The following is a 12,932-nucleotide window of genomic DNA, read 5'->3' on the forward strand; positions in this document are numbered from 1 at the left end:
CTATCCGGACCGTGTGGTAAAGCTGCGCAAATTTGCCGGTAGAAACGGGGCAGGCGGAGGAGCCCGGCCGCTAGCCACACCAGCGGTTGGGGTTGGTGGGACGGCCGTTCTGGCGGATCTCAAAATATAGCCCAGCCTGCGGCTGCCCGCCACTGCTCCCCACGCTGGCAATGACTTCGCCTGCTTCCACCCAGTTGCCGACATTCTTCTTGAGGCTCTGGTTGTGCGCATACAGGCTCATATAGCCCGCGCCATGGTCCACGATGATCAGCAGCCCGTGGCCGCGCAGGTAGTCCGCAAAAACGACCCGGCCGTGGTGAATGGCCCGCACGGGGCTGCCTTCGGGGGCGCGGATCATCACGCCGCTCCATTTCATCTTCCCGGCAATCCGTTCGCTGCCAAACTGATGGGCGAGGCGGCCGTTCGCGGGCCAGGGCAGTTTGCCGTGCAGGTCCGCGAAGGGGGCGTCCTGATTGAAGGTGGACCCGGTCCCGATCTTCGCCACGATCCTGGACATCAGCTCTTCCACCTGCCGGCGGTCGCGGTTGAGCTTCTGAAGCTCTTCATCCTTGGTCTTTATGGTGGCTTCCAGCCTCGCCAGCATCTGCTGACGCTCTCGCTGCCGGTTCTGCAGTTCATCGTGGCGCCGCTGCAACCGGGTCCGGTTGCGCTTCAGACGACGGGTATTCTCCACAATACGGGGCTCAATGGTGTTCAGGCGCTCGATACCCTCCACGTAGGCGGCAATCTTCGCGCTCTGGGCGGTGAGTACGTAATCGTGATATTTGAGCAGGCGCGAAATGGACTGAGGGTCGTGCTGATTCAGCAGCAGTTTAAGAGTGCTCTGTCCGCCCAGCTGGTACGCGGCGCGCACCTGCTGGGCTACGTGCTTTTTTTGGCTGGATTGCTCCCCAGCCAGCTGCTTCCTTTCCCTGTGAAGCTGGAGCAGTGCCTGCTCGTCCTCCTTGAGTTCCCGCTTGATGCTTTCGATCTTCTCCAGCAATTCGCCGATGCTGGTTTCGTTTTCCTGGAGGTCCGTCAGGAGCTGGTCGCGGTTGCCTTTGACCGCATTGAGCTCCTGCTGCAGCTCTCCAATGTTTTTTTGCAGCGCTTCCAGCCGGGCCTGGTATTCCGCCTCGGACACGTTCTCGGCGGACACGGGCATGCACAACGCAATGCCGGTCAGCGCGACCAGAAGTGTGAATGAATTGCGCACGGCTTCACCTAATAAGAGCCTGTTGAGGACTGGGTGGTCCCGGAGGCCGCCGGTCACCGTCCGAGTTATCAGTTATCGAAGCTGGCGAGGTTGCGGCCGGTCATTTCTGCTGGCTGGGGCAGGCCCATCAAGGCCAGCATGGTGGGAGCGATGTCCGCCAGACTGCCTCCCTCCGCCAAGGATAGTTCCCGTTCCCCCGCATACACAAGCGGGACCGGCAAAGTTGTGTGCTGGGTCATTGCCTGGCCTGAGGCATCGTCGAACATCACTTCCACATTACCGTGATCAGCCGTGATCAGGGCTTCCCCGCCCACGGCGGAGATGGCCGTCAGTACGCGGTCAAGGCTTTGGTCGACCGCCTCCACCGCCTGGACTGCGGCCTCGAAAATGCCCGTGTGCCCCACCTGGTCGCAGTTTGCGTAGTTGCAGATAATGGTGTCGTATTTGCGCGACTCGATTGCGGCCACCAGTTTGTCGGTCACTTCCGGTGCGCTCATCTCCGGTTGCAGGTCATAGGTGGCCACCTTGGGGGAGGGCACCAGAATACGGTCTTCCCCTTCGTAGAGTTCCTCCTGCCCGCCGCTGAAGAAGAAGGTCACGTGGGCGTATTTCTCGGTTTCAGCGATGCGCAACTGGGTTTTGCCGTTGCGGGCCAGATACTCGCCCATGGAGTTCGCCAGGTCCTGGGGCGGAAAGGCAACGGGAGCGTCGATGTCGGCACTGTACTCTGTGGTCTGCACAAAGGCCGCAAGCTGCGGCTGACGGGCGGGGAATTCCGCGAACCCTTTTTCCGTGAATGCCCGCGTGAGCTGGCGGGCCCGATCGGGACGGAAGTTCATGAAGATTACCGCGTCACCGTCCTGCACGGTTGCTTCCCGGTCGTCCGACCCGGCAATGGCAGTGGGTTTGAGAAACTCGTCGTTCTCCCCGCGATCATAGCCGGCCGCAAGCCCCTGCCCGGCCGAATCAGCCCGGTAATCGGCCTTGCCGTCCACCAGCAGATCGTAGGCCGCCTGTACTCGATCCCAGCGGTTGTCCCGGTCCATGGCATAGAAGCGCCCGGTAATGCTGGCGATGCGGCCGTGGCCTGCCTCCGCGAAGGCCTCCTCCGCCTTCTGGAGCGATGCCGCGGCGCTGCGCGGCGGTGTATCCCGGCCGTCCAGGAAAGCGTGCAGGTATATGTGCTGCGCCTTGCGCGCGGCGGCCAGTTTGATCATGGCCACCAGGTGATCTTCGTGGCTGTGCACCCCGCCCGGCGAAAGCAGACCCAGGATATGCACCGCCTTGCCCTGACTGGCAGCCTTGTCGATGGCGTCCAGATAGACCGGGTTGGTGGCGAAGCTGCCATCTTCAATGGCTTTGTTAATGCGCGTGTAGCTTTGGTAGACCACGCGACCCGCTCCCAGGGTCATGTGGCCCACCTCTGAGTTGCCCATCTGCCCTTCCGGCAAACCCACGGCCATCCCCGAGGTATTGATCAGCGTCTTGGGCCCGTTCTGCCACAGGGCGTCCCAAACCGGAGTTTTTGCCGCCGCAATGGCGTTGTACTTGGACTCGGCCGAGTAGCCGAAGCCGTCGATGACGATCAATACCAGAGGTCGCTTCGCTTCAGTCATTGAATTCACTGCTGCCTGTGAGTAAGTGGACGTTTGAAGATGCCGCATTCTACTGGCATCCCCCCGGGAACTCCACGCCGCCGGGGGGCGGGATGCTGGCGGCCGGTCTCGGTCTCCCGCATTTGATGGTGTATACTCCAGCCCCCTACGCCGGCGGGTGCGTCCTGCCTACGACAATCCTGTCCCCAGTGGATTCAGCAAAGGCGGATACGAAAGACCGTGGATTTTTTCATTTTTATCAGCGAGCAGTTCTGGCTGATCGCCGCATTCCTCGTATTGCTCTACATTTTTTTCTGGAACGAAAAGCGTCGCGGTGGCAGAACCCTGACGTCCCATGAATTGACCCGGCTGATGAACAACGATGAGGCGGTGCTGGTAGACATCCGTGAGTCGGCCGATTTCAACGCCGGTCACATCGTCAACGCCATCCATCTTCCCTTCAACAAGGTCAATGATCGCTGGGAGGAGCTGCTGCCCCACAAGGACAAGCTGATCGTTCTGGCGGACAAGATGGGGCAGCACGCGGGAACTGTCGGCAACACCCTGCGCAAGAAGGAATTCAAGGTCGGCCGCCTGCAAGGCGGCATGACAGAGTGGCAGAATCAGAACCTGCCGCTGGTGAAGTGAACGAAGATCACTGTCGTCACAATAACAATCGTTTAAATTCTGGAGTGAGTACCCATGGCAGACGAGAACCAACAGTCCACAGACGCGACTGAGAACAATGCCCAGGCGGGCAACGGTCAGCAATTTGCGGTTCAGCGAATCTATGTAAAAGACGTGTCCTTCGAGGCGCCCCTGGGGGTGAACGCCTTCGGTCAGGCATGGAAGCCCCAGGTGAACCAGGAGATCAACTCCAAGAACCAGCGTGTGGCTGAAAACCAGTACGAAGTGGTCCTGTCCCTCACCATCACGGTCAAGCTGGACGATAAGGTCGCTTTCCTGGTGGAAATCCAGCATGCGGGCCTGTTTGGCATCGCGGGTCTCGAGGACCGGCAGCTCACCCAGGTGCTCAACACCATGTGCCTGCAAATCCTCTTTCCCTACGCGCGTGAGACGGTCGACAGTCTGGTGACCAAGGGCAGTTTCCCCGCTCTCATGTTGCCGCCCATCAACTTCGATGCCCTGTTCGCGCAAGCGGTCGCCCGTTCCCAGGAAAACGCCGAGTCCGGTGAAGGCGAGGGCAGCGACCAGAGCGTCAACTAGGCGGCTTTGTGGGTCGGTATCGACGCGGCTTTCAGCTCTATCAAATCGCCGCATGGCACCAGTTCGTCATCCTGACGGGCTGGGCCACCTACTTGTCCCTGGTTCCGAGCCCCGGCGAGGTGTTCACCACCGTCTGGGACAAACTCCTCCATGTTCTTGCCTGGTCCGTCCTCACGTTTTCCCTTCGAATCGCCTGGCCCGTCCCCCGATTCCCCTGGTGGGCGGCGCTCGGCCTTTTCCTTTACTCCGTTCTGGTGGAGAGCTTGCAGCATCTCGTGCCCGAGAGGAGCTTCAGCGTTGAGGACTTGCTCGCCAATGGCCTGGGAGTTGCTGTGGCCTTTGGCGTAGCAGCCGTCATCTGGCCCCCAGTCGAGGCGCACCTGATTCGACGGCTGCGCTGAGCGGAGCTGATGCCCCTGCTCAAGCGGAGGGTTGAATGCAGGTCATTGCAATCACAGTACTCCTGATCGTCGCCAACGGAGCGCCGGTGCTGACCGCCCGGCTGCTCGGTTCCGTCGCGAACTGGCCGGTCGACCGAGGCAGGGTACTGGCGGATGGAGCGCGTCTGTTCGGGGCGACCAAAACCTGGCGCGGGATAGTGGCAGCCCTTTGCCTCACACCCTTGTCGGCGCTTGCTGTGGGTGTGCCCTGGACCGTTGGCGTGGTGGTCGGTGCCGGCGCAATGATCGGCGATCTTTTATCCAGTTATTCCAAACGCCGCCTGGGAATGGCATCGAGCGCCCGGGCCGTCGGCTTGGATCAATTGCCCGAGTCCCTGATCCCCGCACTGTTTCTGCACATCGCGTTCGACTACGGTTGGCCGCCCTTGATCGGGGCGGTGGTGTTATTTGGAGTGGCGGATGTGGCTCTCTCCCCGCTGTTGTTTCGATGGGGCTTGCGCAGAGCTCCGCACTGAGCCACCGCGCTTTCCCCCGGACGCTAATGGACCTGCGCGCAGGCCATGCAGTGGGTGGTTGCGGGGTCCGATTTCAGGCGGCGAATGTCGATTTCCTGGCCGCAGCCGAAGCAGTGCCCGTAGTTGCCCTGTTTCAGCCGCTCGAGGGCTCCCGCGACCTCCCGCAGGCGCTCCTGCCGCCGCCGTTCCGCTTCAACAGCCATTTCCCGAGCCTGCACCAGGTCCATGCGCGACAGCCGATCAACGGCGCATTTGTCGACCTTGCCGCGCTTCGCCGCCGCCCTGGAGTGCTCGTCCCGCTCAATGAGCTCGCGGCGGATCTGATCCAGGCGCTGCTCCAGTTCCTGTAGCTGCTCAATATTCATCAGGCGCCCGCTCCGGAGCCTTTTCCAGGGTGTGAATGGTGACTTCCGGCGGGCAGTTCAGGCGCACATTGACCACCGAGGTGCTGGCCCCGGCGGAGGTGTAGCCCTGCATTTGCCCGTACTGCCAGGGGCCCTTGCCGAGAAAGCGGGGGCAACTGGCTTCCAGAGTCAGGGGAATGCCACCCGGCAGACAAATCTGGCCGCCGTGGGTGTGACCGCAGAGGAAGACATCAAAGCCCGGCTCCGCTGCGCGATCGAACACCTCGGGAGTATGGGAGAGCAGAATCTTTACCGGCTCCTGGGCGATTGAACGCGCGGCGGTCGGGATATCGTCCAGATGGAAATAGTGGGCGTCATCAATCCCGGCCAGGCCGATCGATTCGCCGTTCTGAATCAGGCGAATGCCTTCATTCATCAGCACCCGGATCCCCAGATCCTCCATGCGCGGCACCATGTGTATGCTGTCGTGATTACCCAGCACGGCGTACACCGGTTCTCTCAGCTCCGCGCGCAGGCTGGTCATCAACGCCATGGCGCGACTGCTGTCTCCAAAGGTGTTGGCGCGGTAATCGCCGGTCAGCACGCAGATGTCGTAGTTGAGATCCTGAACCCGATCCGCAATGGCAGCGGTTGTGGCCAGGTCCATGTCCAGGTGCAGATCACTCAGGTGCAGAATCCGAAATTCCGCAAACGCGTCGGGAAGCCGCGGCAGAATAAAACTGTTCTCCCGAAGCTGCACCTTGCGGGCGTTTTCCTGCCCTCTTCGATGCAGCCCCGCGGCCCGCAGGCAATTTCGGATGAAGCCGTGGATGGAATACCAATTCTCGATGTGGAAGAAGCGGCGATGCCACGCGACCACCCGCTGATGATGCCGTCGTTCGAGGTCGAGGCGACGCTGAGCATGAACACCATCCAGGCGGGTGCCCAACCGGCCCAGGTCCCGCTGTGATGTATCCGGCGCAAAAGCACTCATTAATTCATGGCCCGGAAGTTCGCACACAGATTGTTGAAATCGTCAGTGGTGGTCTTATGCCGGCTGCCTTGCAGCGCGCGGTCAATACCCTCCACGACGGGTAAACATGAAGTTGAAGAAACCTCGGGAAGCTGAATGTTCCGCGAAACACCAGACCGCCGACGCCGCCGGGTTGTGCCGGACCGAATGGAAGTGTCCAGCCAAAAAAAAGGGGCCCGGTTGAGTAACCCGGGCCCCGTTTTTGTTGACCTCGAGCCGAACCGCCCGGCTGGCCGTCGAGAAAGAGTTTTCAACTCTGCTAGTGCGTAATGGCGCCGTAGGTGATCGCCTTCAGCACATTGCGCAAGGGTATCTGGGAACCCTGCTGCTGGATCATGGCGATGGTAATCAGTTCCTCCACCGGGTCGATCCAGAACAGGGTGCCGGCCAGGCCCGCCCAATAGTACTCACCCTGGGAGCTGATGGTACCGCTTGCGGCTGGATCGAGGGTGACCGCGAAACCGAGCCCGAAACCGAAGCCGGGGCCGCGATTGGTGGTGCCATTGCCATCCATGGTGGCAAAGATTCCGTTCAGGTGGTTGCGGGTCATGTAGTCCACGGTTTTGCGGCCGAGGATGCGCTTGCCGTGCAACTCGCCCCCGTTCAGCATCATTTGCGCGAAGCGCATATAGTCTTCGGCCGTGGACACCAGTCCGCCGCCACCGGAGTAGAAGGTGACCTCCCGGGTGAACTCGCCGCCTTCGGGTCGATCGATCACCTGTAGTTCTCCATCCGGGGTAAACATGTGGTTGGTACCGAAGCGTTCGACCTTGTCAGCGGGCACCTGGAAGAAGGTGTCGTCCATCTCCAGGGGGTCGAAGATGCGTTCCTTCATGAACTGGTCGAGCGACTGCCCGGAGAGCACCTCCACCAGTCGGCCGAGTACATCCACGGAAACACTGTAGTGCCAGCGATCGCCCGGTTGGAAGGCCAGCGGAATCTCGCTGAGATCCTCCACGAATTCTTCCAGATTCTTTTCACTGAGAATGCCCGCTTCGCGGTACATCTTGTCCACATCGCTGTTGCCGAACACGCCGTAGGTCAGGCCCGAAGTGTGGCTCATCAGCTGCTGGATCGTGAAGGGGCTTGCCTGTTCCACCAGCTTCCCGTCCACCAGGACCTTGCTGCCTTCGAACTCCGGGATGTGCTTGGCCACCGGATCGGTGAGTTGGAAACGGCCTTCTTCGTAGAGCATCATCGCCGCTACGGTGGTGATGGGCTTGGTCATGGAATAGATCCGGAACAGGCTGTCGAGCTCCAGGGGTTTTTCCTGTTCAACATCCAGTTGGCCGTACTTGTCGTAGTACACGACTTTGCCGCGGCGAGAGACCATGGTGACGATGCCCTGCAGCTGGCCGCTGTCCACGTACCGTTCCATCATGGCATCGATGGATTCCAGAGCCTCGGAGGACATGCCGACTTTTTCGGGCTTGGCAAAGCTCAGATCCTTCGCCATGGCCGTTGCGGACGTGGCGGCCAGCAGGACCGCCATCACAAGAGTTCGCGTATTCGCTAATCGCATGAAAAGCCTCGTTATGTTTTTCTGTTTTCTGGAAATCGACAGCGCGAGCGGAATGGTTGTCGATTATTGTTGTTGTGTACCGGAATCTTAACAGGCCCCGGCATCGGGGCCCGGGCGACAAGTGCTAAGTTTTGTGATGACCGGGCAGGCGATTACTCCTGCCTGTCCGGCCCCCGATAGGCCTTATTCCGTTTCGATACTTCTGAGTTCCCGGGCCTCCGTGAGCACGTAGGCCTGAATGGCTTCAACCTCCTGCTCGTTCAGTACGTCGGCAAAACTGACCATGCCGACGCTCTTGTAAATGCCTCCGAGCACAATGTCCTCAAACAATGCATGTTTCTCCACGCCCATGTGCCGCAGATCTGCAATGACGCCGCCCCCATGCAAACCGGGCCCGTGGCAGACGCCGCAGAATCGGTGATAGGCGGCCTTGCCGGCAAGAACCTGTTCCTGCTCCGGCTGCTCGAAATCGGGGAGCGGCGGGAGGGTGTCGTCCGGAGCCAGCGGGGGCAGTTGGGCCTGCCCTCCCAGTTTGAAGGTCAGAATCCTGCCGCGGTGCTTTTGCCCGATTTTCTCCGCCGCGCCGCCGGCGGTCAGGGGGAAGGCACCGCCCCAGCCTGCAACAACGGTAACGTACTGCTCTCCGTCGATGGTGTAGGTTACAGGCGGAGCCACCACGCCGGTCTGGGCCGGGGCCGACCAGAGCTCCTCGCCGGTATCCGCGCGATAGGCAACCAATTGCCCATGTGAGGTGCCCTGAAACACGAGATTGCCCGCGGTCGACAGAATGCCGCCATTCCAGGAGCCCGCGTGCTGCACACGCCACACTTCCTTCTGCCGGACAGGGTCCCAGGCGCTGATGTGGCCGCGCAACAGACCGTCGATGCGGTCGTCCAGCGCGGGATCTTCCGTCGGCATGTTGGCCAGGGGGTCCACCGCTAGGTTCCAGCGGCCTTCGTTGTAACTGAAGGCGGGTTCGTTGCCATAGGCAAAGGGAATTTCCAGGGCAGGAATGTAGACGAGGCCCGTCTCGGAGCTGTAACTCATGGGGTGCCAGTTATGACCACCGAGGGGGCCGGGCAGATGAAACGCGCCCGCGAGCTCTTCGTCGGACAGGGACTTCAGGGCGGCCACTTGCTGCTCGGCTGAAAGCTCCGCCAGCGGGTTTGCGGCCTGATAGCGCGCATTGGCGGTTTCCACCGGTCGTCCGGTTTGCGGATCCACGTGAGTGGCCCAGGTGACCGGCACATAGTTCTCCGCCGAGATGAACTCCCCGGTGACTCGGTCGATGACGTAGAAGAAGCCGTTCTTGGGTGCCTGCATGATGACCTGGCGCAAGCGGCCGTCGATTTCAAGGTCGGCGAGAATCAGATGCTGGGTCGCCGTGTAGTCCCAACTGTCCCCGGGAGTGGTCTGGTAATGCCAAACGTATTCACCCGTATCGGGGTTCAATGCAACGATGGAGGACAGGTAAAGATTATCGCCGCCCCCGGGGCTGCGCACTTCCCGGTTCCAGACCGAGCCGTTGCCGGTGCCAATGTACAGCAGGTTCAGTTCGGGGTCGTAGGCCATGGAGTCCCACACGGTGCCGCCGCCACCGTACTGCCACCACTGTCCGTTCCAGGTTTCCGCGGCCCGCTCCAGTGCCGGAGATTCGAAGCCGTCGGCGGGGTCTCCCGGTACAGTGTAAAAGCGCCAGAGCTGTTCACCGGTTTCGGCATCGAAGGCGCTGACGTAGCCGCGGACCCCGTATTCCGCTCCGCCATTACCAATGATGACCTTCCCATCGATCACACGCGGAGCGCCGGTGATTGTGTAGGGCTTGTCGCGGTCGATGGTGTTCACCTTCCACAGTTCTTCACCCGTGGTTGCATCGATCGCCACCAGGTATCCGTCCAGCGTTCCCGCGTAGAGTGTGCCTTCCCAAAGCGCAACCCCGCGGTTGACCACGTCGCAGCAGGCATAGGCTCCCCATTCCTTTGGCACCTGGGGGTCGTACTTCCAGAGGAGGTTGCCGGTTTTCGCATCGTGGGCGAAAACCACGCTCCACGCCGCCGTGGAGAACATGACTCCGTCCACCACCAGGGGGGTCGCTTCCAGGCCACGGCTGGTTTCCGTATCGAAGTACCAGGCCAGTCCGAGGTCCTGCACATTGCTGTGGTTGATCTGGTCGAGAGGGCTGAAGCGGGCCTCGTCGTAGGTGCGCCCGTGGCTCAGCCAGTTGCCGGGCTCCGAATCGGCATTCTCGATTCGTTGTCCGTTGATGTCGAGGCTTGCAGCACCCGGACGATCGGCCGCCGTCGCCTGTCCGCCGCCGTCCGCCACCGCGTCGCGGGAGCGCAGGTCGTCGCTGAGAATGGAAAGAAAGTAGATGCCGAAAACCGCACCAACGAGGATCACCGCCAGAAATATCTTGCGCATAGGAGCCGGCCTTTTTTGTTATCAGTGTGGAGCGTTATTGTTATCCCGTGGGGCCAGACACGAGTATACGAGGATCATGGGAAAATCCAAATGAGACGCGGTGGTCACCGGAAATTTGCTTCGGATCGACCGCCATTTGTTCAGCAGGCCGGTGCTCAACAGGCAGTGATTAAACGGTCAGGCTGTTGTTCAACGGGCAGGAAAAGGATGGTTGAGGAAACTGCAGGAAAGGCGAGGGTATCCGGACTGGGCTGCTCGAACTCCCGGCGGAGCTCAAGCAGCGAATGCACATTGAAAGACAGGTCGAACTACTGAGCGATTTGCTGCTCGGAAAAAACATCCTGAAGAAACTGCTCCAGTTCCGCCCAGCTTTGCTCGTCGGCTGATTCGTCGTAGGCCAGCGGCAGGTCAAATTCCTCGCCCAGAGCGGTCGCCCCCGGATTGGTAAACCCGTGAACAGCCCCCGGATAGCCAATAAACTCGTAGTTCGCGCCGGCCGCTTCCATCTCCGCTTTGAAGGCCTCCACCTGCTCCTGGGGGACAAAGGGGTCATCGGCCCCATGCAGGACGAGGATGTCGGCCGTGATTTCGCCGGGCTGTGCCGGATCCTCCGTGCCCAGGTTGCCGTGGAAGCTGGCCACGCCTGCCAGGTCCGCGCCCTCTCGGGCCATGGTCAGGACCACCGCGCCACCCATGCAGTAGCCAATGGCGGCGATCTGTGCCGGGCTGGTGGTCGGATGCTGTTCAAGTTGTTCCTGTGCCGCGGTGAAGCGCCGCTGCATCAGCTCCATGTTGCCCATCACTTCGCTCATGAACTTCTGGGCATCCTCGGGGTGGGCGGCTTGCTTGCCATCGCCATACATGTCGAGCGCCATGGCCGTGTAGCCCATGCGCGCGAGCATGTGGGCGCGGGTGCGCACATACTCGTTGTGCCCCCACCACTCGTGTACCACCAGCACGCCCGGGCGCTGTCCTTCCTGATTGGCGTCATAGGCGATATAGCCTTTGAAGGTGGTGTCGCCCACCTGGTAGCTCACTTCCTCGCCGCGGATGTCCGCATTCCCGGACTCTGTTTCGGCGGCTCCGGTGGGCTCCCGGGCGCTGGTCTGCTCTTGCGCGGACTGCTGGTTCGCCGAGTCACAGCCGACCAGGCTCACTACACATAAAAACAAGGCCGCGATGATGTTGCGCATTTCTTTCTCCAGTGTTGTTGTTGCGTGAAGCCTTGCCCCTGTCACCGACCCAAGCGGTCGCGAAGATCCTGAAGCTTCTCTCGCTCCTCTTCGCTGAGGTTCTCCTGCACCTCTTCCTGAACGCGGCTACGGACTTCTTCCTTTGCTGCACCTTCCACTTCACTGCGAACGGTCCGGGTGGCTTGCGCAAGCACCTGATTCATCAACGCGGCCGCCAGTTCCTTCGGAGGCAGGCCGGCCTCCCCGCCGAGATCGGTTGCGTTGACGGCAGGCATTTGGAGGGTCCGATCGCCGAACTCTGCGCTGGTTACCGAGATGTCCGCATTGCTGAAGACAAAGCGTTCCACACGGAAATTGGGACCGGAATAGGGTTCACTGGGGGTCGGCTCGGGCTCTTCCGCGCCTTCCGGGAGCTCGCTCTGGACATTGCCCATAATGTCCTGCAGGTTGTTCTTGCGCAGGCTCTGTAGCTCGGCAATGATGCTGGCGCCGTCCACGGTGACTTCATTGATCACGATTACGTCGTCCGTTCCGGTGCCGATGGAGGAGGGCTGGATCTGAACGATGATGTCCGAGAGGGAGAAGGCGTAATCGCTGGTGTATCCGCTTGGGTTGGCAACCACAAAGCCGCTCAGTTGAGCGCGGCCCTCTTGCAGGTCGATGTTCACCTCGTCCAGTGTCACCGCGGTCTGGGTGACATCGCTGCCAAAGCGTTCCACCGCGGTTTTCACAAGACCGTCCAGGTTGCTGATGCCGTAGTACACCAGGCCAATGACCCCGACGACCACGATGAGAACCAGAATTCCGATTACTTTAGCGGCTTTCATTACAAGGCTCCTTCCGTAATTTCCCGCAATGGTAAGCATTTTTATCGGGGCCGTCGAGGCGGTGCAAAGTGCACAGGTTCGCGTTGTTTGGATCGAGCGGGGTCGTTGATGCGGTTAATTGTCGCGAAAGTAACTGAGCGGCATCTTCTCGGTAATCATGCCCACCGGCTTTTGGCCGTGATGGACCAGGTAACACCGGGAAAGAAACAGGTCATCGTCGGCGTCGGGAAAGTACCGCACCAGGTCGGGCCGGCTCTCCACACCGCGATCGATCAGCTCCCGGAACATTTCCAGGCGCGCTTCTTTCCAAAGCAGCCCTATCGGGGTGTCGGTGTGCAACAGTTGTTGTTGCAGTTCGGCGGACATGCGCTCAATCACGAAAAAGGATTCAGCGTACAGATAGTGTCTGGCCGCGCCGCTGAGAAGGACGACCCGCTTGAGCAGGCGGGCAGGCGCCGGCAGCGCCAGTCGGCGCGGTTGATCGCTCAGCAGGACCTCCTGGTTCAGCTTGCTGATCCGAATGGTTTCGCCGGAGAAGAGCGCGATCAGGTCGGTGACGGTACCGTCGGTGGTAAGAAAGATTTTCTGCTTCAGGCTAAGGCGGGCGAAGTCGTCGCTCATGAGGGAACTCGGGGTTG

The 12,932-nt window shown here is 60.8% G+C and carries 13 protein-coding genes; 4 read left to right on the forward strand and 9 right to left on the reverse strand.

From position 1 onward, the window contains the following. Positions 1-70 precede the first annotated feature (70 nt). Positions 71-1,216 carry a murein hydrolase activator EnvC family protein gene (locus ACURWW_RS03340; protein WP_445615606.1) on the reverse strand — a complete coding sequence of 382 codons (1,146 nt, stop codon included), beginning with the start codon at positions 1,214-1,216 and terminating at the stop codon, positions 71-73. A 68-nt stretch (positions 1,217-1,284) separates the two neighbouring features. Beyond that, positions 1,285-2,832 (reverse strand): 2,3-bisphosphoglycerate-independent phosphoglycerate mutase, encoded by a 1,548-nt coding sequence (gene gpmI, locus ACURWW_RS03345; protein WP_445615607.1) that lies wholly within the window; start codon positions 2,830-2,832, stop codon positions 1,285-1,287. A gap of 219 nt (positions 2,833-3,051) precedes the next feature. Between gpmI and ACURWW_RS03350 the strand changes: the two genes are divergently transcribed. Genes ACURWW_RS03350 through ACURWW_RS03365 form a run of 4 tightly spaced genes read left to right on the forward strand, consistent with a single transcriptional unit; the run spans position 3,052 to position 4,954 of the window. Next, positions 3,052-3,459: a rhodanese-like domain-containing protein gene (locus ACURWW_RS03350; RefSeq protein ID WP_445615608.1), complete on the forward strand. Its 408-nt coding sequence runs from the start codon at positions 3,052-3,054 to the stop codon at positions 3,457-3,459. 54 nt (positions 3,460-3,513) lie between these two features. After that, on the forward strand, positions 3,514-4,038 hold the full coding sequence (secB, locus tag ACURWW_RS03355) for a protein-export chaperone SecB (RefSeq protein WP_445615609.1): 525 nt from the start codon (positions 3,514-3,516) through the stop codon (positions 4,036-4,038). A gap of 8 nt (positions 4,039-4,046) precedes the next feature. Next, positions 4,047-4,439, forward strand: a complete 393-nt coding sequence (locus ACURWW_RS03360; RefSeq protein WP_445615610.1) for a VanZ family protein — start codon at positions 4,047-4,049, stop codon at positions 4,437-4,439. 35 nt (positions 4,440-4,474) lie between these two features. Beyond that, entirely contained in the window at positions 4,475-4,954 is a 480-nt protein-coding gene (locus ACURWW_RS03365; RefSeq protein WP_445615611.1) for a CDP-archaeol synthase, read from the forward strand. Between the two features lie 23 nt (positions 4,955-4,977). Here ACURWW_RS03365 and ACURWW_RS03370 read toward each other — a convergent pair whose 3' ends face one another. From ACURWW_RS03370 to ACURWW_RS03400, 7 genes are all read right to left on the reverse strand, one after another. Further along, positions 4,978-5,319, reverse strand: a complete 342-nt coding sequence (locus tag ACURWW_RS03370) for a TraR/DksA family transcriptional regulator (protein ID WP_445615612.1) — start codon at positions 5,317-5,319, stop codon at positions 4,978-4,980. Further along, positions 5,309-6,292: a metallophosphoesterase gene (locus ACURWW_RS03375; RefSeq protein ID WP_445615613.1), complete on the reverse strand. Its 984-nt coding sequence runs from the start codon at positions 6,290-6,292 to the stop codon at positions 5,309-5,311. The genes ACURWW_RS03370 and ACURWW_RS03375 overlap by 11 nt, the downstream gene beginning before the upstream one ends. A gap of 298 nt (positions 6,293-6,590) precedes the next feature. Then, the gene (locus tag ACURWW_RS03380) at positions 6,591-7,853 is read right to left on the reverse strand and encodes a serine hydrolase domain-containing protein (protein WP_445615614.1); all 1,263 of its coding nucleotides are present in this window, start codon (positions 7,851-7,853) and stop codon (positions 6,591-6,593) included. 183 nt (positions 7,854-8,036) lie between these two features. Further along, positions 8,037-10,274: a PQQ-dependent dehydrogenase, methanol/ethanol family gene (locus ACURWW_RS03385; RefSeq protein WP_445615615.1), complete on the reverse strand. Its 2,238-nt coding sequence runs from the start codon at positions 10,272-10,274 to the stop codon at positions 8,037-8,039. Positions 10,275-10,582: 308 nt separating this feature from the next. Beyond that, positions 10,583-11,467 carry a dienelactone hydrolase family protein gene (locus ACURWW_RS03390; protein ID WP_445615616.1) on the reverse strand — a complete coding sequence of 295 codons (885 nt, stop codon included), beginning with the start codon at positions 11,465-11,467 and terminating at the stop codon, positions 10,583-10,585. Positions 11,468-11,508: 41 nt separating this feature from the next. After that, the gene (locus tag ACURWW_RS03395) at positions 11,509-12,294 is read right to left on the reverse strand and encodes a hypothetical protein (protein WP_445615617.1); all 786 of its coding nucleotides are present in this window, start codon (positions 12,292-12,294) and stop codon (positions 11,509-11,511) included. 114 nt (positions 12,295-12,408) lie between these two features. After that, a complete protein-coding gene (locus tag ACURWW_RS03400; protein ID WP_445615618.1) occupies positions 12,409-12,915 on the reverse strand; it encodes a chorismate--pyruvate lyase family protein in 507 nt (168 codons plus the stop codon). Between the last annotated feature and the right edge of the window lie 17 nt (positions 12,916-12,932).

The organism is Gilvimarinus sp. F26214L (assembly GCF_054401055.1).